The organism is Luteitalea sp. (genome assembly GCF_022842525.1).
Lineage (GTDB): Bacteria > Acidobacteriota > Vicinamibacteria > Vicinamibacterales > Vicinamibacteraceae > Luteitalea.
The window spans coordinates 58,491-79,706 of record NZ_JALHPM010000004.1; the positions used below are offsets into that span (position 1 = coordinate 58,491).

Here is a 21,216-nt window from a genome sequence, read left to right on the forward strand (position 1 = left end):
CCTGGAGAGCCGCATGGTCTGTCGAGGCCCGGGGCGTGTCAAGCGCCGCGCGGGCTACTGCGCCGGGAAGATGGCAATCTTCTGGACGACCAGATGGTCCTTCGCGGGGCCGTCGGTGGCTTCGCCCACCATGTAGACGATGCCGCGCGGGTAGGCGTGGGTGTCGAACCGCTCGTCGGCGGTGCTGCTGTCGGCCAGCCACAGGCCGCGGACGTCACCCGGGTCGCCCTCCTGCGCCTGCAGGTCGTCGAGCGGGGCGAACAGCGGCAGGTCGGCGTCGGTCCGACCCGTGTAGAACGTCTGCTCCGGCTCCGTTCCCGCGCTCACCGAGATGCTGCGCAGCGGCGCCGATCCACAGTCCGGATGGGCGGCGAAGAAGGCATCGGCGCGTCCCAGATCCGTCAACAGCTGCCGTGTGCGCGCCCCGACCTCCGAGGTGCAGCTCTCGTCCAGCACGAACAGGAACGCGAGCCCCTGGGCCGGGAACACCACTTCCACACCGGTTTCGTCGCCGCCGACCGCCGCCAGACGTCCGCCGGGAAAGCCGGCCAGGAAGGGGCGCAGGGTCGTGGTGTCGAAGCGGAGGTCGCCGAGGCCCTCGCCGGCCGTGAGCGTCGCCGAGGCATACGGCGCAAGCGCGTCCGGGGGCGCGGGGGCCAGTCCGCACGCCGAGGTCAGCGTCACCGCGAGTGTCGCCAGCAGAAGTCGTGGGTTCCGCATGTCAGGACTCCGTCCCGTCCGCAGGCGCGACGGGCGTCCACTGCCCGGCTGGTCCCCCACAGCGCGCGACCAGCGACTCGACGATCTCGGGTGTCAGGACATCGGGGTGGATGTAGTGGTGGACCCGGGTGACGGCATTGAGGCTCCAGGCCAGTCGCGTGTCCTGCTGCACCTCGCAGACGCCGACCAGGTGCCGGGTGGGGCAGCGCTCGACCAGCGCACCGCCGCTCTCGGTGCACTGGGCGACCAGCGACAGCCGACGCGTGGCATCGAGGGGGTCGAGCTGTTCGAGGCACAGGCTGTGCTCGCCGCGCGCGACGTTGCACGACACCTGGTCGCGCGACGCATCGGCGCTGGCGGTCGAGGCGGGGGCGGCGCCGGGACTGCAGGCAGACGCCATCAGCGCCAGTCCGCCGAGCACCGCCACCCAGGGAGGGGACACCGAAGCCATGGCCCATTCATCGGACCCGCGCGCCAACTCATGAGCCGGGCCAGGTGTGGCGGCGAGGGCTCGAGGGGCTCAGGCCTCCGGCGCGGGCCGCCAGAGCACGATCACCCGGCCGACACTCTGCACCAGGGCGGCGCCCGTGCGGGCGCAGATGGCCGTCGTGGCCTCGGCGCGGTCCTCCCGCTCGCCTTCGCCGATCTTCACCTTGATCAGTTCGTGTGCCAGCAGGGCCCGATCGATGCTGCCGATGAGGGCGTCCGTGACGCCAGCGTGCCCCACGCGGACGACCGGTTCGAGGGCGTGGGCGCGGGCCTTGAGCCCGGCGCGCTCGCGTGTGGTCAGGGGCGGCGCGGGCGAGGCCGCAGGCGTCCGGTCAGGAGCGTCGGTCATGCCGACGATCGTACGCCAGCCGTTGAAGGGCTCAGGGCTCAGGCCTCAAGGCTCAAAGGGAAAGGCCCAAGGCTCAGGGCTCAAGGCCCAAGGCCCAAGGCCCAAGGCCCAGGCCCCAAGGCCCAAGGCCCCAGGGCCCCAGGGCCGATGGTCACGCGTACTCGCGATACACCGGTTCGAACATCCGGGCTCGGATGTCCTGCGCCAGGTCCTCCGGCCGGGAGGCGCGTGCCAGGCCCGAGTCGTGGGCGTTGGCGGCCACCGCCGTGGCGATGCGCAGGGACACTTCCCGAATGCGGGTGAGTGCCGGATAGACGCGGCCGAGGTCGAGGTCGGCCGGGTCCACCATGTCGGCGAGGGTGCGCGCCGCGGCCAGGAACATCGCGTCGGTCACCTCGCGCGATTCGCTCGCCAGGACGCCCAGCCCGACGCCAGGGAAGATGTAGATGTTGTTGCCCTGACCCGGCACGTGTCGTCGGCCCTTGAACTCCACCTCCGCGAACGGACTGCCCGAGGCGAAGATCGCGCGCCCGTCCGACCAGGCGTAGGCCTGCTCGGCCGTGCACTCCGCCTTGGACGTCGGGTTCGACAGCGCGAAGACGATCGGCCGCTGATTCAGGGACGCCATCTGCTCGACGATCGGCTGCGTGAACGTCTGCGGCATGCCCGAGACGCCGATGAGCGCCGTCGGCTTCAGCGCGGCCACGGCCTCGGCCAGGCTCGGCAGGTACTCGTGTGCGTGCGCGTACGGGAGCTTGTGGTGCGCGAGGTCGGTGCGCGACTGCACCACCAGGCCCTTCGAGTCGACGAACCAGCAGCGGGCCCGGGCCTCGGCCTCGCCCATGCCCGCCGACGTCGCCGCGGCCACGTACAGATCGGCGATGCCGGTGCCGGCCTCGCCCGCGCCGAGGAAGAGCAGCTTCTGGTCGGCCAGCGTGCCGCCCGTGACCCGCAGCGCCGCCATCACGCCGGCCAGGGCGACCGCCGCCGTCCCCTGGATGTCGTCGTTGAAGCTCGGCAGCCGCTGCTGATAGGCGCCCAGCAGCCGGAAGGCATTCGTGTTGCCGAAGTCTTCCCACTGCAGCAGGGCCTTGGGAAACACCGTGGCGACCGCCTCGACGAACTCCTCGATGAAGGCGTCGTACTCTTCGCCACGCGCCCGCTTCTGTCGCAGGCCGATATACACCGGGCCGTCGAGCAGGTCCTGGTTGTCGGTGCCGACGTCGATGGTGATCGGCAGCGTGTAGGACGGATGGACGCCCGCGCACGCCGTGTACAGCGACAGCTTGCCGACCGGAATCCCCATCCCGAGCGCGCCGAGGTCGCCGAGCCCGAGAATGCGCTCGCCGTCGGTCACGACGATGAGGCGGATGCCCTGCACCGGCCAGTGGCGCAGCACCTCGGCGATGCGGCCCTTGTCGCGCAGCGTCAGGAAGAGGCCGCGCGGCCGTCGGTAGATGGCGCCGTACTCGAGGCACGCCTGCCCGACCGTCGGCGTGTAGATCAGCGGCACCATCTCCTCGATGTGATCCATCACCACGCGATAGAACAGCACCTCGTTCCGGTTCTGGAGGTTGGTGAGGTAGATGTACTTCTCCAGCGCATCCGGCTTGCGGTGCACGGCCGCGAGACTCCGGCTGGCCTGCTCCTCGAGCGTGAAGATGCGGGGGGGCAGCAGGCCCCGCAACCCGAGCGCATCGCGCTCGCGCTCGGTGAACGCGGTGCCCTTGTTCAACAGCGGATCGGTGAGCAGCGCCGCGCCACGTGGTGGCATCGGGGCGCCCCACGCGGACAGATCGGCGGGAGACGGGGAACTCATCCGAGCAGGATAGGCGTCGGCACCGGGTCGTGTCTTCGCATCTCGCATGCCTTCATCGCCAGATGGGCATGTGTCGGTGGATCCTGCCGCATTCTGTGGGAGAGTATCGCCCGGAGGAGTTCCGCTCATGTACGTGCGTTCGACGTGGACCGCGATGGCGGTCGTGACGATTCTTGGCTGCAGCGTGTCGGCGGAGGTGCTCGCGCAGACCGCCGCCCCCAGGCCCCCCGCGGGCTTCACGGCGCTCTTCAACGGCAAGAACCTCGATGGCTGGCGCGGGCGACCCGGTGGCGGTGGCGTCTTCAGCCCGTACGTCGAGGCGAAGTTCACGCCCGAGGAGCGCGCGGCGAAGCAGGCCGAGTGGAACGCCGACCGCGACCTGCACTGGCGCGTCGACACCGCCACCGGTGAGCTCGTCTCCGACGGCAAGGGCGTGCACCTGGCCACCGCGAAGCCGTACGGCGACTTCGAGTTCCACGTCGACTGGATGCTCACGCAGCCCGGCGGCGACTCGGGCATCTATCTCCGCAGCTATCCGCAGGTGCAGATCTGGGATCCCGCCAGCGCCCGCGACAAGAAGAGCGGCGCCGACAAGGGCTCCGGCGGGCTGTGGAACAACAACCCGGACAACCCGGGCCGCTGGCCGCTCGCCCTGGCCGACAAGCCGATCGGGCAGTGGAACCGCATGACGATCAAGATGGTCGGCACGCGGGTCTGGGTCACCCTCAACGACACGCCGGTCGTCGTCGGCCAGGTCCTCGACAACTTCTTCGACCGCACGCAGCCGGTGCTGCCCACCGGCTCGATCGAGCTGCAGACCCACGGCTCCGAGGTCCGCTTCCGCAACGTCTTCGTGCGCGAGATCGGCGAGGCGGAAGGCCGGTCGCTCGTCGGCACCGTCGCGAAGTAGCACGCCTTCCGGACTGCCCATGTCGTCACCGCTGTCGGTCGCCGTGCTCGGCGCCGGGTTGATGGGCCATGGCATCGGCCAGGTGCTGGCCGCGGCCGGACATCGCGTCTGCCTCACGGACACCGATGCCACGGCACTCGGCAGCGCTCTCGGCCGGGTCACGCGCAACCTCGAGGAGGCGGCCGTGGACGCCGCTCCCGTGCTGGCCCGGATGCGCACGACGCCGTCACTGGCCGACGCCGTCCAGGGCGTCGACCTCGTCATCGAGGCCGTCGCGGAGGTCGTCGCCCTGAAGCAGGACCTGTTTGCCGAGGTCGCCGCGCTGGCCCCGCCCCACGCGATCCTCGCGAGCAACACCTCCGTGATCCCCATCACGCGCCTCGGCGCGCGCCTCGACGATGAGGCGCGCCGTCGTCTGGTCGGGACGCACTGGTGGAATCCCCCGCATCTGATTCCGCTGGTCGAGGTCATCCGCACGGCGTGGACCGGCGCGGAGGTGGTCGATCGGGTCGTGACGCTGTTGCGCGACGCCGGCAAGACGCCGGTCGTCGTCCACCGGGATGTCACCGGCTTCATCGGCAACCGCCTCAACCAGGCGATGTGGCGCGAAGCCCTCGCGCTCGTCGAGGCCGGTGTCTGCGACGCCGAGACCATCGACATCGTCGTCAAGAGCAGCTTCGGCCTGCGGCTGCCCGTGCTCGGCCCGATGGAGAACGCCGATCTCATCGGACTCGAGCTGACGCGGAACCTGCATGCCCTGCTGTTCCCGGACCTGGCGACTGGCGCGGCGCCGTCGCCGCTGCTCGACGAGGCGATCGCGCGCGGCGACACCGGCATGAAGGCAGGCGCGGGCCTGCGGCGCTGGACGCCCGAGGAGGCCGAAGCGACTCGCGCCCGGCTCGCCGCGCATCTGCTCGCGCTGACCAGAGGCGAGGCATGACGATGGGCCTCGGTCGGCGGCTGTGGGTGGCGGTGCTGCTTGCCATCGCCATGGGTGGACTGCGTGCCGGCCATCACCCTCTGGCGGCGCAGGTCGTGCCACCCGCGATGAACGTCGTGGTGCTGATCATCGACGACATCCGCTGGGACTCGATCGGCGCGGCCGGCAATCCGGTGGTCCGCACGCCGCGCATCGATCAGCTCGCCGCCGGAGGCGTGCGCTTCGAACAAGCGCGCGTCACGACATCGATCTGCATGGTCAGCCGGGCGACGATGCTGACCGGTCAGTACATGTCGCGGCACGGCATCACCGCCTTCGGCACGCCGCTGACGCCCGAGGCCTTTGCCGCCACGTACCCCGGCGTGCTGCGTCGCGCCGGCTACTGGACCGGCCACGTCGGCAAGTACGACGTCGGCAAGCCCCGCGTCGAGGACTACGACGTCGTGCGGGCCTACCACGGCGCGCACTGGATGACCGATGCCGACGGCGCGCGCGTCCACGTGACGGAGAGGAACACGCGCGACGCCCTCGACTTCCTGCGCACGCGGCCGGCGGGACGACCGTTCGTCCTGACCGTCGGGTTCTTCGCGCCGCACGCCGAGGACAACGCGAAGGACCAGTACCTGCCCCAGGACTGGAGCCGCGCCCTGTACGACGGCGTGACCATCCCGCCCCCACGCCACGGTGACGCGGCGTACCAGCAGGCGCTGCCGCCCTTCCTCTCGGCCGACGCCAACGAGGGCCGTGTGCGGTATCACTGGCGCTTCGACACGCCCGACCGGTACCAGGCCTTCATGACGCGCTACTACCGCCTCATCTCCGAGGTGGACCGCGCCATCGGCCGCGTCGTCGACGAGCTGAAGGCACAGGGCGTGTACGACCGCACCCTCATCGTGGTGGTGGGCGACAACGGCTACTTTCACGGCGATCGCGGCCTCGCCGACAAGTGGTACCCGTACGAGGCGTCGATCCGGGTGCCGCTGATCGTCCATGACCCGCGGCTGGACGCCAGTCGCCGCGGCCGGGTCGAGCAGGCGCTCGCCCTCAACATCGACGTGGCCCCGTCCGTGCTCGCCGCGACCGGCCACCCGGTGCCGGCGTCGATGCAGGGGCGCGATCTCGCGGCGCTCTATCTGGGAGACAACCCCGTCGCCTGGCGCGACGAGTTCTTCTACGAGCACCCGACGATCACGCGCCGGGAGCGCATTCCCTCGTCGCAGGCCGTGGTGCGTCGCGACTGGAAGTACGTCGAGTGGCCCGAGTGGGACCATCGGCAGCTCTTCGACCTGCGACGCGATCCCGAGGAACTGCGCAATCTCGTCGACGACCCAGCCCACGCGACCGACCGCACCCGGCTGGCCGCCGCCCTCGCGCGCTGGCGTGACGACGTGCGCCGCTGACGACGTGAACCGCCAGTAGAATCGGCGGATGCGTCTTCGCCTGGTCGTCGCTCAGCTGCTCCTGTGTCTGTCTGTGTCCGGACTTGCCGCGGCGCAGGCACGACCCGACTCGTACACCCGCACCGAGAACGTCGTCTATGGCCTGAGCAACGGCGTCGGGCTGGTGATGGATGTCTTCACGCCGACCGGCCCGAAGAACGGCAAGGCGATCGTCGACGTCCTGTCAGGGGCGTGGTTCTCGGAAGAGGCGCAGGTCCGCCAGCACCTGCAGGCGCGTCTCTTCGACATCTACTGCGCCCGCGGCTACACGGTCTTCATGGTGCGTCCCGGGTCGCGGACGCTGTTTCCGGCCGACAGGATGGTGGAGCACATCGGTCGCGCCGTCACGTTCATCCGATCGCGTGCCTCGACCTACGGCATCGACCCGACCCGGATCGGCATGACGGGGGCCTCGGCCGGTGGACACCTGACGCTGCTGGCGCTCGCGACGGCGCCAGGGCTCGACATCAAGGCGGCCGCCGTCTTCTTTCCGCCGACGGACTTCCTCGAGTGGGGGACCAGCGGCAGGCTCGTCGATGGCCTCGAGGGCCTGTTCTTCAGCGGCGGCCAGGCCGGGCGCACCCCGCAGGAGATCGAGCAGAAGGCGCGCGACCTCTCGCCGGCGCGGCGAGTGACGCGCGCGCTGCCGCCGGTGCTGCTGATCCACGGCGACGCCGACCCGACCGTGCCGCTGCAGCAGTCCGAGAAGATGGTCCGCGTGCTGAAGGAGGCTGGCGGCGACGCACGCCTCATCGTCAAGCCGGGCGGAGGCCATCCGTGGATGACCATCGCCGAGGAGGTCGCCGTCATGGCGGCCTGGTTCGATGAGCAACTCGCCCGGTGACCGCGTGCCCTACCCGAGTCCGTTGGCGTCGGTGTCGACGGGATCGGCAACGAACCGGTAGCCGACACCGCGCACGGTGACGACGTGCCTCGGCGTGGCCGGGTCCTCGTTGAGGAAGCGTCGAAGCCTGACGATGAAGTTGTCGATGGCTCGCGTGTCGGTGTCCTCGTGCAGATCCCACACGTCCTCGAGGATGGCCTTGCGCGACACCACCTTGCCGGCGTTCTTCAGCAGGTACTGCAGCAGATCGGCTTCCATCGCCGTCAGGTGGTACGGCAGCGTGCCGACTCGCAGTTCGAGCGTGGACGGGTCGAATGTGTTGCCGGCGAAACGGTAGATCTCCGGTGGCCGTTCCGGCGGTGGCGCGCTGCGGGCCCACGCGCTGCGTCGCAGCAGGCTGCGGACGCGGGCGAGCAGGATGGCGAGTTCGAAGGGCTTGGGCAGGTAGTCGTCCACGCCGGCGTCGAAGCCGAGCAGCACGTCCTCGGGGCGGCTGCGCGCGGTGAGCATCAGGATGGGGACGTAGTCGCCGCGCTCGCGCAGCGCGCGCGTCACCTCGAAGCCGTTCTTGCCCGGCAGCATCACGTCCAGCACCACGGCATCGAACGGCACGCGGGCCTCGGCGAGCACCCGCAGGGCCGTCTCGCCGTCTGCGGCCGCGTCCACCTCATGCCCGTCGGCCTCCAGGTTGAACTGCAGCCCCATGGCGAGATGCGGCTCGTCCTCGACCACCAGGATGTGCGGCATCAGGTCGTCTCCAGTCGCGGCAGCTCGATTGTGAACGTCGATCCGCGTCCTTCGCCGTCACTGGTCGCGTAGACCCGACCGCCGTGCTGCTTGACGATCGAGCGCACGATGTACAGGCCGAGCCCGGTGCCCTTGACCTTCGACCCGCGCCACTGGAAGCGATGGAAGCGTCGAAAGATGCGCTTCAGTTGCGCCTGCGGGATGCCCACCCCCTGATCGACGACGCGCACGCGAACCTGGCTGGGCGACGGCACCGCGACCTCCATCGCCACCTGCACGCGGTCGTGCGAGTACTTCACGGCGTTGTCGATCAGGTTCGAGAACACGCTGCGCAACTGCTCGGCGTCGCCCTCGACGACGGCCCCCTCGGGCGCGATGACCGCGAGCGTCAAGGTGTCGGCCGTGAGGTGGTGCCGCAGGCGTGCGACCTCGAGCACCTCGCCGGCGAGGAGGCCGACGTCCACCGGCGCGCGATGCTGCAGGCCGACGCGCTGGCTCGCGGCCCCGGCCTTGAGCACCTGCTCGACGGTCTGCTGCAGCCGATCGGCATCGTCGAGCATGATGCGGTAGAAGTCGGCGCGCTGGGTCTCGGAGACCTCACGTGACTGCAGCGTCTGCAGGTAGAGGCGGATCGAGGCGATCGGGGTCTTCAGTTCGTGGGTGACGGCGTTGAGGAACGCGTCCTGCTGATCGTTGCGATGGAGTTCGCGCACCAGGAAGACGGTGTAGACGATGATGCCGGCGATGATCAGCGCGAAGGCCGTGACCCCGAGCACGAGGGCCAGCAGGCTGCGGCCGTGCACGTAGATCCAGCCGATGTTGAGCGTCACCGCCGCCGCCACGAGGACGACGCAGAGCGTCACGAAGACGATCGTCGCGGTGTTGCGGCGAGTCACGGGGCGATCTTACAGAAATGCCGGAATGCCGGAATGCCGGAATGCCGGAATGTCGAAAGAGAAAGGGCGAAGGGCGAAAGGCGAAGGACAAAAAGAGCGAAGGCCCAAGGCCCCAGGACGAAGGCCCAAGGCCGCCCTGACGCAGAAAGCCCCGGAGGTCGTCCGGGGCTTTCTGTGTTGCGCGGCTGACGTGACGCCTACTTCTCCATCATGAGCGGCTCGGCCGAGGAGATGTCCACGGCGTCGTCGGTCTGCTGCGGCATGCGATGGACGTGCTCGAGGCGGGCGACCTTGATGTCCCACGCGAGGCCGAGCATGCGCATGATGCTGATGTTGATGTAGTTGATGTCCAACTCGTACCAGGCCAGGCCGTGGCGGGCCGAGACCGGGTGGGCGTGGTGGTTGTTGTGCCAGCCCTCGCCGAAGGTCAGCAGGGCGACCCACCAGTTGTTGGTCGAGTCGTCCCTGGTCTTGAAGCGGCGCGAGCCCCAGAGGTGCGTCGCCGAGTTCACGAGCCAGGTGGCGTGCAGGCCGTAGGTGGTGCGGAAGAACACGGCCCACAGCACGTACGGCAACCCGCCGAAGACGGCGAACGCGAGGCCGACGACCACCTGCGGTACCCAGTGCCACTCGGTGAGCCACACGTGGACGGGATCCTTGCTCAGGTCCGGCACGTAGCGACGCAGCACGGCGGTGTCGTGGTGCATGGCCTTGCCCATGAAGATCCAGCCCATGTGGGCCCAGAAGGTGCCCTCGCGCGGCGTGTGCGGGTCGCCTTCATGGTCGGAGTGCTGGTGGTGGATGCGGTGCGTCGCCACCCAGAAGATCGGGCCACCTTCGAGGGCGAGCGTGCCGCACACCGTCAGGAAGTACTCGACCCACTTGTAGGTCTTGTAGCCGCGGTGCGTCAGCAGCCGGTGGTACGCCATGCCGATGCCGAGGCTGCCGGCGACGAACCACATGATCGCCGCCGCCAGCATGGCGCCGTAGTCGATGTAGAAAAAGGCCGCGATGGCGCCGATGTGGAACGCCGTCATCGCGACGATGGTGATCCAGTTGTAGCCGTGGCCGGCGGCAGCCTTGCGGCCATAGAGCGACGTGACTTTGACAGGGGCACTCATGGAGTCACAACGATGCCACGGCCCGTGCCGACGCTCTGTAATAGTTCTGTCAGGGCACCGGACCACCCCCGGAGGCACCCCGTCCCGGCGCCGGTCGGAGCGGCATGGCGATCGGGCGGAAGGGCGCGGCGGACGCGCCGCGGAACCTCAGTGAGGCCGCGACGAAGGCGAACTCGTGGAGTCCGTCGCGTGCCAGACCCTCGAGGTCCACGACTTCCACGATGGGGACGCCGCGCTGGGCGAGCAGGTAGGTGTGCACAGGCACCCACGAATGGCCGGGCTCGACGGGGAAGTGCTCGAGGCTCAGGTTGTCGCCGCCGATGACCATGGCCTGTCGGTCCTCGGCCAGCCAGCGCGCCGCCTCCAGCGACAGCCCCGGTTGCTGCAGGACATACCGGTCGACGTCGGGCCACGTCGTCATCCGCCCACCCCTGATGAGCACGACATCGCCGGGCTGGAGGGCCACGCGCTGCCGCCGGAGCGCGCCCTGCAGGTCCGCTGCCGAGATGCGATAGCCGTCGGGCAGCACCGGCACGCCCTTGAAGCCGGCCACGTCGATCAGCACGCCGCGCGCGACGATGGGCGGGAACTTCTCGACGCCGGCGCGCTTCCAGCCGCGGTCCCCCAGGTGTTCGTCGGCCGCGTATCCATTCCAGATGGCGCCCTGCAGGCCGAAGTGGTTCAGGGCGTCGATGTGCGTGCCGGTGTGGGTGTACATCGAGATCGCGTCACCGGTGTAGGCCACCGCGGCATTCTGCGCGGCGCCGACGCCCGCCGGATCGTCGACGGCGGTCCCGCGTGGCGAGTGCGTCAGCCAGTACTGGTAGCGCGGGTCACCCAGCAGGTGCCAGCTGGGCATGCCCACGAAGTACTCGACCGAGAGGTCGTACAGGCGACTGGCGTCGGCCCGCGCCAGGATGGCCTGCCGCGACTGCGCCGTCATCATGTTCAGCGTGCCGATCTCGTCGGCTGGGCCCCAGGGACTGCGCGACGGGTGGGTGGGGGATGGCATCGGCGCGGCGTGCGCCGCGGCGATGGCGATGGTGAGCGGAACGGCCAGCAGACGGGACGGCATGAGGACACTCCTGAGGGAAGAGCGGCGACCAATGGACGGCATTCAAGTGTTGTCGACAACATGTGTTGTCAACACGCAATAGAGACGGGAACTCGGCGCCGAAGGTTCCTGCCGGTGTCAGCGGGCGAGGGCGTCGAGCGTCGCGGCCAGCGCTTCGACCTGGGCGCGCCCGAGCGGCTTCAGCACGGCGTCCTGCAACGCGACCACCTCCGGATCCACGGCGGCCAGGAGCGTACGGCCCTTGTCGGTGATGCGTGCGACGGACAGGCGGCGATTGTCGGCCGCCCAGCCGCGCTCGACCAGCCCCTGTCGGTCCAGGCGATCGAGCAGCCGCGTGACATCCGGGGCGCGGGCGATCAGACGATTGGCGATCTCGTAGCGCGGGTGGCCTTCGGGGGGCGCCCCCCGGAGGATGCGCAGCAGGTTGTACTGCGTGTGGGTGATCCCGTGCCGCTGGCAGACCGCGTCGAGTTGCAGACCGACGCGCTCGGCCACGACGAGCAGGCCCACGAACGCCGACTCGCGGGCATTCCTGAATCGTCGCTGCTGCAGCGTGCCCTTGATGCCCCCGGCCATGTCGCGTGTCGCACAGTATGTGGTGTGCACACACGCGTCAAGGCCGAGGGCGCGTGTGTCACCGCTTGCCGACGACCGTGATCGTGTCCATGCCATCGATCGCGGTGCCGCCGTATTCGGGCTTCAGCCGGCCGGTCAGCGTGAGTGACACCGGCCCCGCGGTCGTCGCCGGCAGCGTCGCGGCGATGGCCTGCGACGAGAACCTGAGCAGCAGGTCCGGCGTCCCGTCGAGCCCCTGGCCGGCACACCCGGCGCCCACGCCACCGACGTCCACCGTGCGCCACCGCAGGGCCGGCACGCCGTTCAGCGCAGGGTCTCCGGCGCGATCGCCCGGATGTCGACGCCGTCGCCGGCCAGCACCGCGGCTGGCAGCACGCCATGTGAGGCCCGGCTGAACGGATTGCGACAGCTGCCCGGCTTGATGTCGAGCGTCACGCGCCCCGGCATGCCCGTCAACGCGGCGCGGACGACGCGGCCGCGGTTGGTGATCCAGAGCGCGTGGTCGGGGCCGGTGACGATGGCGCGCGACACCCACACGTCGGCGGTCCCCGGCACGTCGGGCAACTCGTGCAGCGTGACCTGCCCGTTCCAGGTCATGCGTCCGATGACGTTGACCCGGCTGGAGGTGAACCACAGCGCATCGTCCGGCCCGGTCGTCAGGGCGCCCGGTGCCAGATTGTTGTCGCCGTTGTACGTCGGCCTCGGGTAGAGCGGCAGCGGGAACGCGCTCATCACGCCAGCCGTCGTCATCCGCCCGATATGGTCATCCGGACCCGCCGAGTCGGCCCCCGTGAACCACAGCGCGTCGTCGGGACCCACCATGAGGGCGCCCACCTGGACGATGAATCGATCGAACGCCGTCAGCTGACCGCTGGTCGTGATGCGCCAGAGACGGTTGTCGCCGAGGTTCGTGAACCACAGCGCCCCGTCCGGGCCCGTGACGATGTCTGCCGGGTGCGGCCTGCACGTCGGACCACACGGCGGCATCGTGTACTCGGTCACCGCGCCATCGGTCGTGATGCGACCGACGCGGTCCGCGAACTCGGTGTACCACAGGCCCCATCCGGCCCGAGGGTGATGTGCTGGGGTTGTCGACCCGGGGCCAGTGACAGCTCCGTGATGACGCCGTCGGTCGTGATGCGCCCGATCCGGCCCGGTGCGCTTTCGGTGAACCAGAGCGCTTCGTCGGGGCCGACGGTGATGTCGCCGATCCCCCGGCCGTTGGGATAGGTCTGGCCGTCGGGCGGCAGCGGGTGGTCGGTCATGACGCCGCTCGTCGTCAGGCGCACGATCATGTCGCCGGCCGGGAACCACAGGGCACCGTCCGGGCCGACCACGATGGCGGGGCTCCCGCCGCCGAGGGCCGGATGGTGGAACTCGGTGAAGGTCGGCGCCAACACGGGCTGAGCCCGCGCGAGTGGGGCAGTCGTCAGGACGAGGCTGCCAAGGACACACGTGCCTGCGCGCCGCAGGCGACCGAGCCACCAGCGTTGATCCCTCATGGTGTCCCTCCCTCCTGGTGCCGCAGTGTGCCGGCACGAATGCGTGCACCGGTACTGCTGCAAGTGCGACGCCAGTGGGAGGCCGCACCGGGACGGGCGCTTCGCGGGGGCGACAGCCCGGGGTGAGAAGGATCCCGGAGCGGTGGCGGACTTTCGCGGGCCTACCGCCGTCTCGGAATCGCGTAGCGCTCGTCGTCGACGCCGAACACGTGCAGCATGCCGGACTCGGTGCCGACGTACACCTGCCCGAGGCCACTCCACAGACTGCCCGTCGACGCGCGGCCGGTCATCGTCGGACCGCTCGACCACAACCGCGTGCCGGTGGTGCCGTCGTAGGCGTGCAGCGTGGCGCCGGTGGCGGCCGCGCCGGCTCTGGCGGGTGCACCGGTGCCAAGCGCGAAGACCACGCCATTGACGATGAGGGGCGTGGCGGGAGCGGTGAGCGCGCCGGAGGTCCACACGGGGTCGAGCGCGAGCGTCCCGGACGTCTCGCGCACGGCGAGCGCGACGACACCGCCGCGCGCCGCGAGACCGTTCGTGCGCGGCACCGCCGTGGCCAGCGGCCCGCTCACGGGCACGAGGATCTGCGTGGTCGCCTCCTGCTGCCAGAGGGCGATGGCGTCGCGGGTCACCGACGCGCCCCTGCCGGCAAGAGGGACCGAGGTCGCCAGCGCCGTGGCGTGGTCGGCGCCGCCGAGAGACGCGGCATCGAGCAGCACCACGCGGCCGTCCTTCGTGGCCGCAGCAACGATCTCGCGGTCACCCTGGCGGAAGACCGAGGGGCCGGTGGCGAAGTCGGCGTCGGGCCGCGTGAACCAGTCCGTCACGGCCAGGGTCTTCGGGTCGAGGGCCACGATGGCGTTGGCCTTGCCATCGCCGGTGACGGTGCCCGCACCCACGGCGACGAGCAGCCTGCCGTGCGAGGTGACGGCGACCGGACCGGCCACGGGACCGCCGTTGGTCGGCCAGGACACGACCGGCTTGGCGTCGCTGTCGAGATCGATCGCCCAGACTGCGTCAGGCGTGCCGCCACAGGCGCCGGTGGTGGCGGCGTACAGGGTGGTGTCCACGGCCACCGGGGCCGTCCATCGCGCACCGCGCGGCAGGAAGCGCGCCGGGCGCTGCAGATCCTTGCCCGACGTCAGGCCGAGCACGCGCAACCGGCCGTCGCGCGCGATGACGTAGACGACCCCCGAGGGCCTGGCGAGCGCTCCCGTTGGGGGCGACGCTGGCGGCGGTGCGCCCGGGATGAAGCCCGGCGGGCGAGCGGTGGTGGTCGCCGTGGTGGTGGCGGCTGCCGACGAGGCTGCTGGAGCGCCTGCGGCTGGAGTGCCCGCTGCTGGCGAGCCCGCAGCGACCGCGCTGCCCGGAGGCGTCGCGGGCCTCGCGGCGGCCTGCGCCTGGCGGCGTACGACGTCCACCGGGGCCCCCTCACCGGGGCGCCCCAACTGGGTCCGGTAGCCGACGCCTGGAGGACCCGCGGGCCGCGCCAGCGGGTTGGCCGTTGCCGAGGCGTCGAGTGGCACGATGCGCGTCGCCGCGGCCGTCACCGCCCCCGCGCAGGCCGGCAGGGTCGCGGCCTCCTCGAGGTCGAGCGCGCGTTCCCACACCACGAAGCCGTTGTCGTTGTCGAGGCCGTAGACGCGGTCGCCCGCGCCGGTGACGACCGACATCGGCACGAACAGCGTGACACCGCTCGCCGTCACGCCCTGGCCGAAGCCTCCCGAGACACCCGCGGCGCGTCCGAGCCGGGCGTGCCACTGCTCGGCGAAGCCGGGCCCGCTCAGTGCTGCGACCGAGATCTTGTCGTCCACGCGCACCCAGGACGTGCGCTGCGCATCGGCCAGCGGGACGAACCATCGCGTGCCGCCGCGCCCGACCTGGGCGAGGCCGACGCTGCCGGAGACGATGCACGCGAGTGCGAGCAGGGACCATCGATGAGCGCGCATGGTCATCAGTCCTGACGAGGAATGCCGAAGCAGTAGAGGGTGCCGTCGAAGGTGGCGAGGTAGACGCGACCGTTGGCCACGGTGAGCCCGCTGAAGTGATTCCAGGAGGCGATCTGGTCGCCGCTGGACCAGAGCTCCTTGCCGGTCTTGCCGTCGAGGGCGTAGATCGCCGCGCGTCTCGACCCGGCGATGCGCCGCACCGGACCCGAGCTCAGGCCTCCGCCATAGACGGGACCGCCAGGCTCGTCCCAGCCCTTCTCGGGCATCACCTGCGAGGCGTCTTCGCCAGCGGCATACGCGAACACGATGCCGTTGGCGATGACGACTTCCTCGGCCAGATCCATGTCGCGCGAGAGCCATGCCGGCACCAGTCGCCAGCCCTCGGGGCGCTGACGCACCGTGAAGGCGGCGACGCCGCCGCCGCGGGGACGGGCGTGTTCGAGCGGCGCCTTGAAGGTGCGGCTCACCGGCCCCCAGAACGGCGCGAGAACCCACTGCGTGCCCGCCCCATCCTTCCAGGCGCCGAGCGCGCCCCACACACCCTGTCCATCGAACGCGGCCTGATCGTTGCAGATGAGCGGCGTCGTGTGCAGCGTCGTCCGGTGGTCCTCGCCACCCAGGGCATCGCGGTCCAGCAGCCAGAGGCGGCACTCCTTGCTCGTACCCACGAGGAAGCGACGGCCGCGGTGATCGAAGGCGATCGGCGTGGTGTTGACGTCGAGATCCCGCCGCCACAGCCAGTTCGCGTTCGGCGCGCCGAAGAAGTCGGCCAGCTGCAACTGCTTCATCGCATCGAGCCGGACACCGACGATGCCGTTGCCGAGACGACGGGTGATCGGGTCGAACATCGCATCACCGGTGCCGAGGAACACGCGACCTTCGGCATCGATGGAGGCGCCGCGTCGTCCCCACAATCCGCCACCCGAGGGAATGAACGCGCTCACCACCTGACTGGCGAGATCGAACGAGTAGAAGGCGTTGGTGAGCCCGCCGCACCCCTGGGCCGTGGCGGTGTAGATCACGCCGTTGTGCAGGTTCAGCGCGTAGGGCTTGCCGCCCCCCGGAATGAACAGCGCCGGTGGCGCCGTGTCGGTCCCATCGGCGAGATTGAGCTGACGCAGGCGGCCGTCCCAGGAGACGGCGTAGATCGTGTAGGTGCCCGGCGACGTCTGCGCCATGGTCGGCACCGCCGTCAGGCCGCCAGGGCACAGCGTGTCGTCGGTGCGGCCCTCGCTCGTGAGCGTGCTGTCGAAGCGGCGGTGCCAGATCTGTCGACCCGTAGCCACGTCGATGCCCCACAGGTCGTCTGACACGCCGGCGACGACCGCGAGCTCCCGCACACCGGCCGTCGTCTGCACCTTCTCGGCCACCAGCGGCGCGAACAGGTTGTGCATCGCCCGCGGCTTGCTGTCCAGTTTCGTCGTCCAGAGCAGCGTGGACGCGCCCACGTTGGCTGGCGTGAAGACGCGTTCGTCGCGGACCCAGCCCGTCCGCTGCGTGTCTACGCCTTCGGTCAGGAAGTCGGAGGCCAGCCCCGTCGCCCCCACCGCCACCAGCCACACCAACGTCAGCTTCGCAGCCTGCATGTGTCCCCGCCTCTCGCTGTCCACGGCCCGGGCATCATAGACGAGACGTGGCGATCGCGGGGATGCCGTGGTCGGCTAGAATTCGCCTGTCGCGCAGCAGCCTCGGGGACCAGCGGTCGCGACGGAGGTGTGCAATGGCGGTGCAGTGGGGAATGACAGGCGCCCTGGTGGCGGTGTGGCTCGCGTCGACCGTGGCAATGTCGGCGCGTCAGGTTCCGGCCTCGGCCCAGCCTCCGGCTCCCGGCGTGGTGATGCTGGTGCCGTCCGGCGAAGGCCTGCCCGACGGACCGGGCAAGGACGTCACCGTGCGATCGTGCGGCACCTGCCACGAAGCGCGCCGCGCCGCGTCGGCGCGCCTGACCCGCGCCGGCTGGGCGGCGGTGATCGACAGCATGATGGGCCGTGGCGCCATCATCGCGCCCGATCAGGTGCCGGTCGTGCTCGACTACCTGTCGACGCACTTCCTCGGCGAGGCGGCGCAGCCGCTGAACATCAACACAGCGCCGCAGATCGACTTCGAGTCCGGCGGTGGGCTGTTGCGCCGCGAGGCGGCGGCCGTGGTGCGCTACCGCGAGAAGTACGGGCGATTCAAGTCGGTGGACGACTTGCGGAAGGTGCCGGGCGTCGACTTCCGCAAGATCGACGCCCGTCGATCCGCCTTCATCGTCGTTGTCGGGTAGGGCCGGCTCCCGGGGTAGGGCTGGCTCTCCGAGCCGGCCGTCACGGCCCGTTCGGAGAACGGGCCCTACCCTCACGCTGACGGCCCGTTCGGAGAACGGGCCCTACCCTCGACCAATCGTCGCGATCGCGCGATCGGCCGCCAGCACGCCGCGGTACTGTGCCTCCTCGAACAGCGGCAGGCCGCTGAGATCCGAGTGCGCGTAGAACAGCCGGTCCTGGCCGTCCTGCAGGGCGCGCCAGCCGGGGTTCGACAGGAGCCCGGGCGTCGGGCGCACCATCGCGTGCCCGAAGCGCATGATGTCCACGCGGGAGACGTGCTCGCGGATGTCCGGGTGGGGGCGGGACAGATCGTCCAGCACGCGGTCGCGCAGCGTCGCGTAGTCCTGCGCAAGCAGCCAGCGCCGCGCCTCGGCGGCCGGCTGGTGGGCAAGGGCCCAGTAGTAGGTCCACACCGTGCGAGGCACGTGCCGGCGCAGGTGCTGGTGCGTGGCGACCACGTATCCGAGCGCCGGCGAGTCGAACACCACGTTGTCCCACGCCATCGGGAAGCCCGTCTCGCGCGGCCAGCCCTCCAGCGTGAGGTTGGCCGTGACCCACGGCGATGACGTCACGCGCACCGGCGGCGCGCCCGCGACGATGCGGGTGGCCACGTGCAGCGGCGCGGCGACGATCACCACGTCGGCCGTCCAGGCCGTGGTCGGCGTCAGCACGCGCCACGCCCGGCCTGCGCGCTCCACCCGGTACGTGACCTGTCCGGACTCGACGCGGGTGCCGAGCCGCTGCAGCAATCGGCGCACGATCCAGCCGTTGCCCTCCGGCCAGGTCAGCGGGCCCGAGTCATCGGCGTCACGCGCCGCGAAGTAGAGCACGCCGGCCCAGGCCGAGACATCGCGTGCAAGCCCGCCGTAGTCGTCCCGGCAGGCGTAGTCCACCATCCACCGCAACCACGGCGAGTCGAGGCGCTCGCGATCGAGCCACGCGGCCATCGAGAGCGCGTCCTCGGGCGGCACACCCTGCGGCCCCAGTCCGACCGCCATCGGAATCGTGAAGCGTCCGGTGGCGCGCAGTTCGGCCATGCGGGCCGTGAAGCGGACGAACTGATCCCGATCGCGGCGCGTCGGCCCCACGGCCGGCTCGAGGCCCTCCTGCCAACGCCCGTGCAGGAACAGCCGCTCGTCCGGCGCGTGCACGAGGTGCCGCTCGTCCCACGTCTGGCCGTCGTACACGCCGAGGTCGGCGAAGATCTCGCGGACCAGACCCGCGGCCGCACCCGGGATGGGCACGTAGTGCGCTCCCCACGGGTAAGCCGAGACCTCGTTCTCGCCCCAGCGCGAGTTGCCACCGGCCTCGCGCTCCATCTCGAGGATCACGAAGTCGTCGAGGCCCTGCTTGGCGAGACGCCATCCCGCACACAGGCCCGCCATGCCGCCGCCGACGATCACCACCGACGCGCGGCGCTGCTTCGTCGGTGCGGGCTGTCTGATGCCGTCGCGCAGCTGATGACCGGCGACGTGCGACTCGTTGACGAAGCCCCCGGCGATCGGGCGACCGGCCTTCTGCGTGAGGCCGACGAGCGCGGCCGACAGGAAGCCGCGGCGCGAGAGAGGGGTTGGGCGGGAACGGCCCGCGTCCGTCATCGATTCAACGCGCTCCACTCGCGCTCGTAGTAGCGCACCAGCTGCTGGGTGTGCAGGCGGTTGGGCTCCACCGGGACGCGGGCCATGTCGAGGGGGAACTCGAACAAATCACCCAGGGCGTCCGTGGTCAGGAAGCGCAGTCCCGACGGCAATGTCGTCGGTGTTGCCGGCGGTGTGCGCCCGGCAAGCACGAAGCCCCATTCACCGAACGACGGCACATAGACGTGATACGGCGCCGTGGCGAATCCGGCCTGCTCGATGGTGGCGACGATGCACCAGTAGGACTGGCGGGCGAACAGCGGCGACGTCGACTGCACCACGAAGGTCGCGCCGGGCGTCAGCCGCGCCATCAGCATCCGATAGAACGTCGTCGTGTAGAGCTTGCCGAGCGAGAAGTTCGACGGGTCGGGAAAGTCGACGACCGCGAAGTCGAAGGTCTCGCGGGTCTCGTCGATCCACGTGAACGCGTCGGCGTTGACCACCTGCACCCGCGGATCGCTCAGCGCATTGCCGTTGAGGCGGCGCAGTTCGCTGTGGGTGGAGAACAGTCGGGTCATCTCCGGGTCGAGATCGACCAGCGTGACCGCGCGCACGCCCGGGTAGCGCAGCACCTCGCGCAGCGCGAGCCCGTCTCCGCCGCCGAGGATCAGCACGCGCGCGGCCTCGGGCAGCGCCGCCAGGCCTGGATGGACCAGCGCCTCGTGATACCGGTACTCGTCACGCGAGCTGAACTGGAGGTTGGCGTTCAGGAACAGCCGGAGGTCGTCCTTCCACGCCGTCATCACGATGCGCTGGTACGGCGTCGTCCGCGACAGCACGACATCGTCTGCGTAGAGGTTGGCTTCGGCGAGGTCCAGCAGGGCGTTGGCCTTCCACAGGCCGACTCCGAGCAGGGCGAGCGTCACCACACACATCGCCTGCAGGGATCGCCGAACCACCGGCGCCAGCGACTCGCGCAGCAGGAACGTGGTCCACAGCGCCACGAGGATGTTGATGGCGCCGAAGAGCATGGGCGCCCGGACGAGCCCGAGTTTGGGCACCAGCACGATCGGGAACAGCAGCGAGGCGCCAAGGGCGCCGAGGTAGTCGAACGTCAGGACGTTGGCGACCACGTCCTTGAACTGGAAGCGGTCGCGCAGCAGCCGCATCAGCAACGGGATCTCGAGGCCCACCAGCACGCCCACCACGAGCACGAGCCCGTAGAGCAGGAGCCGGAACGCGCTGGTGTATGCGAAGGCCAGGAACAGCAGCGCCGACGAGAAGCCGCCGACGACGCCGACCATGATCTCGATGAGGATGAAGCGGGCGACCAGGCCGCGCCCGATGAAGCGGGAGAGCCACGACCCGATGCCCATGGCAAACAGGTACGTGCCGATGACGGTGGAGAACTGCGTGACGCTGTCGCCGAGCAGATAGCTCGCGAGCGCGCCGGCGACGAGCTCGTAGATGAGCCCGCACGCGGCGATCAGCAGGACGGAGACGAGCAGGGCGGCTGTCATGGAGGCAACGCGGGCAGGCGCCCCTGCGCCAGGTCTAGTGAATGGCGGCGGCGATGATCAGCGACATGCCGAGCGCCACCGCGCCGATGAGTACGGCCAGTGCGGTGTTGTGCTCGTCGATGATCTCGCGCCACAGCGTGTAGGGCGTCAGCCGATCGATGATGAGGAACGTCAGCAGGAACACGCTGATGCCGAGCCCCGCGAACACCAGCGCGGAGATGAGATTGCTGAGCAGCGTTGCTTCCATCGGTCACTTCCCTCCGAAGAAACGAGGCGCGCCGTTGTACAGCGACCGGTACGCCCCGGGGTTGTCGCGAATCGAGCGCGGGACGTTGCGGACGACGGCCGGCTTCGTGGCCAGCCAGCCACGCATGTCGGCCATCGCCGAACTGCCCACCACCAGCGCGCCGAACGCGAGAAACAACAGGGATCTCATT

23 protein-coding genes are annotated in these 21,216 nt (G+C 70.2%); 5 read left to right on the forward strand and 18 right to left on the reverse strand.

Annotated elements, in window-relative coordinates; all coding sequences use genetic code 11:
• Positions 1 to 54: 54 nt before the first annotated feature.
• The 4 genes from Q0C41_RS01720 to Q0C41_RS01735 all read right to left on the reverse strand — a co-directional run bounded on the left by Q0C41_RS01720 (position 55) and on the right by Q0C41_RS01735 (position 3,377).
• Positions 55 to 720, reverse strand: coding sequence for a hypothetical protein (locus tag Q0C41_RS01720; protein ID WP_291980713.1), 666 nt, complete (start codon positions 718 to 720; stop codon positions 55 to 57).
• Position 721: 1 nt separating this feature from the next.
• Positions 722 to 1,171 carry a hypothetical protein gene (locus tag Q0C41_RS01725; protein WP_291980714.1) on the reverse strand — a complete coding sequence of 150 codons (450 nt, stop codon included), beginning with the start codon at positions 1,169 to 1,171 and terminating at the stop codon, positions 722 to 724.
• Between the two features lie 69 nt (positions 1,172 to 1,240).
• Positions 1,241 to 1,558: a ribosome assembly RNA-binding protein YhbY gene (gene yhbY / locus Q0C41_RS01730; protein WP_291980715.1), complete on the reverse strand. Its 318-nt coding sequence runs from the start codon at positions 1,556 to 1,558 to the stop codon at positions 1,241 to 1,243.
• A gap of 151 nt (positions 1,559 to 1,709) precedes the next feature.
• A complete protein-coding gene (locus tag Q0C41_RS01735) occupies positions 1,710 to 3,377 on the reverse strand; it encodes an NAD-dependent malic enzyme (protein WP_291980716.1) in 1,668 nt (555 codons plus the stop codon).
• Between the two features lie 127 nt (positions 3,378 to 3,504).
• Here Q0C41_RS01735 and Q0C41_RS01740 point away from each other — a divergent pair, with 127 nt between their 5' ends.
• From Q0C41_RS01740 to Q0C41_RS01755, 4 genes are read left to right on the forward strand one after another with little or no spacing between them, the layout of a single operon-like run.
• Positions 3,505 to 4,287, forward strand: coding sequence for a DUF1080 domain-containing protein (locus tag Q0C41_RS01740; RefSeq protein WP_291980717.1), 783 nt, complete (start codon positions 3,505 to 3,507; stop codon positions 4,285 to 4,287).
• 19 nt (positions 4,288 to 4,306) lie between these two features.
• The gene (locus tag Q0C41_RS01745; RefSeq protein WP_291980718.1) at positions 4,307 to 5,227 is read left to right on the forward strand and encodes a 3-hydroxyacyl-CoA dehydrogenase family protein; all 921 of its coding nucleotides are present in this window, start codon (positions 4,307 to 4,309) and stop codon (positions 5,225 to 5,227) included.
• Positions 5,224 to 6,627 (forward strand): sulfatase-like hydrolase/transferase, encoded by a 1,404-nt coding sequence (locus Q0C41_RS01750; protein WP_291980719.1) that lies wholly within the window; start codon positions 5,224 to 5,226, stop codon positions 6,625 to 6,627. Before Q0C41_RS01745 ends, Q0C41_RS01750 begins: the two co-directional genes overlap by 4 nt.
• 28 nt (positions 6,628 to 6,655) lie before the next feature.
• Positions 6,656 to 7,510: a prolyl oligopeptidase family serine peptidase gene (locus Q0C41_RS01755; RefSeq protein WP_291980720.1), complete on the forward strand. Its 855-nt coding sequence runs from the start codon at positions 6,656 to 6,658 to the stop codon at positions 7,508 to 7,510.
• Between the two features lie 9 nt (positions 7,511 to 7,519).
• On the opposite strand, the gene Q0C41_RS01760 is transcribed toward Q0C41_RS01755, so the two are convergent.
• The 10 genes from Q0C41_RS01760 to Q0C41_RS01805 form a co-directional block, all read right to left on the reverse strand.
• Complete coding sequence (locus Q0C41_RS01760) at positions 7,520 to 8,257, reverse strand: response regulator transcription factor (protein ID WP_291980721.1); 738 nt, start codon at positions 8,255 to 8,257, stop codon at positions 7,520 to 7,522.
• Positions 8,257 to 9,153 (reverse strand): HAMP domain-containing sensor histidine kinase, encoded by an 897-nt coding sequence (locus Q0C41_RS01765; RefSeq protein ID WP_291980722.1) that lies wholly within the window; start codon positions 9,151 to 9,153, stop codon positions 8,257 to 8,259. Before Q0C41_RS01765 ends, Q0C41_RS01760 begins: the two co-directional genes overlap by 1 nt.
• A gap of 197 nt (positions 9,154 to 9,350) precedes the next feature.
• Positions 9,351 to 10,190, reverse strand: a complete 840-nt coding sequence (locus Q0C41_RS01770) for a fatty acid desaturase (RefSeq protein ID WP_367079083.1) — start codon at positions 10,188 to 10,190, stop codon at positions 9,351 to 9,353.
• Between the two features lie 133 nt (positions 10,191 to 10,323).
• The gene (locus tag Q0C41_RS01775) at positions 10,324 to 11,349 is read right to left on the reverse strand and encodes a cyclase family protein (protein ID WP_291980724.1); all 1,026 of its coding nucleotides are present in this window, start codon (positions 11,347 to 11,349) and stop codon (positions 10,324 to 10,326) included.
• Positions 11,350 to 11,466: 117 nt separating this feature from the next.
• Entirely contained in the window at positions 11,467 to 11,925 is a 459-nt protein-coding gene (locus Q0C41_RS01780) for a MarR family transcriptional regulator (protein WP_291980725.1), read from the reverse strand.
• 58 nt (positions 11,926 to 11,983) lie between these two features.
• The gene (locus tag Q0C41_RS01785) at positions 11,984 to 12,223 is read right to left on the reverse strand and encodes a hypothetical protein (protein ID WP_291980726.1); all 240 of its coding nucleotides are present in this window, start codon (positions 12,221 to 12,223) and stop codon (positions 11,984 to 11,986) included.
• 5 nt (positions 12,224 to 12,228) lie between these two features.
• A complete protein-coding gene (locus Q0C41_RS01790) occupies positions 12,229 to 12,927 on the reverse strand; it encodes a hypothetical protein (RefSeq protein WP_291980727.1) in 699 nt (232 codons plus the stop codon).
• Positions 12,924 to 13,427: a hypothetical protein gene (locus tag Q0C41_RS01795; protein WP_291980728.1), complete on the reverse strand. Its 504-nt coding sequence runs from the start codon at positions 13,425 to 13,427 to the stop codon at positions 12,924 to 12,926. The genes Q0C41_RS01790 and Q0C41_RS01795 overlap by 4 nt, the downstream gene beginning before the upstream one ends.
• A 161-nt stretch (positions 13,428 to 13,588) precedes the next feature.
• Positions 13,589 to 15,376 carry a hypothetical protein gene (locus Q0C41_RS01800; RefSeq protein ID WP_291980729.1) on the reverse strand — a complete coding sequence of 596 codons (1,788 nt, stop codon included), beginning with the start codon at positions 15,374 to 15,376 and terminating at the stop codon, positions 13,589 to 13,591.
• A gap of 5 nt (positions 15,377 to 15,381) precedes the next feature.
• Positions 15,382 to 16,962: a PQQ-binding-like beta-propeller repeat protein gene (locus Q0C41_RS01805; RefSeq protein WP_291980730.1), complete on the reverse strand. Its 1,581-nt coding sequence runs from the start codon at positions 16,960 to 16,962 to the stop codon at positions 15,382 to 15,384.
• Positions 16,963 to 17,096: 134 nt separating this feature from the next.
• On the opposite strand from Q0C41_RS01805, the gene Q0C41_RS01810 reads away from it, so the two are divergent.
• Positions 17,097 to 17,642, forward strand: a complete 546-nt coding sequence (locus Q0C41_RS01810; protein ID WP_291980731.1) for a helix-hairpin-helix domain-containing protein — start codon at positions 17,097 to 17,099, stop codon at positions 17,640 to 17,642.
• Positions 17,643 to 17,744: 102 nt separating this feature from the next.
• On the opposite strand, the gene Q0C41_RS01815 is transcribed toward Q0C41_RS01810, so the two are convergent.
• The 4 genes from Q0C41_RS01815 to Q0C41_RS01830 are packed head-to-tail and all read right to left on the reverse strand — an operon-like array spanning position 17,745 to position 21,215.
• On the reverse strand, positions 17,745 to 19,280 hold the full coding sequence (locus tag Q0C41_RS01815; RefSeq protein WP_291980732.1) for an FAD-dependent oxidoreductase: 1,536 nt from the start codon (positions 19,278 to 19,280) through the stop codon (positions 17,745 to 17,747).
• Positions 19,277 to 20,779 (reverse strand): polyamine aminopropyltransferase, encoded by a 1,503-nt coding sequence (locus Q0C41_RS01820; RefSeq protein ID WP_291980733.1) that lies wholly within the window; start codon positions 20,777 to 20,779, stop codon positions 19,277 to 19,279. Before Q0C41_RS01820 ends, Q0C41_RS01815 begins: the two co-directional genes overlap by 4 nt.
• Before the next feature lie 34 nt (positions 20,780 to 20,813).
• Positions 20,814 to 21,026: a DUF350 domain-containing protein gene (locus Q0C41_RS01825; protein WP_291980734.1), complete on the reverse strand. Its 213-nt coding sequence runs from the start codon at positions 21,024 to 21,026 to the stop codon at positions 20,814 to 20,816.
• Between the two features lie 3 nt (positions 21,027 to 21,029).
• On the reverse strand, positions 21,030 to 21,215 hold the full coding sequence (locus Q0C41_RS01830) for a hypothetical protein (protein WP_291980735.1): 186 nt from the start codon (positions 21,213 to 21,215) through the stop codon (positions 21,030 to 21,032).
• Position 21,216 lies beyond the last annotated feature (1 nt).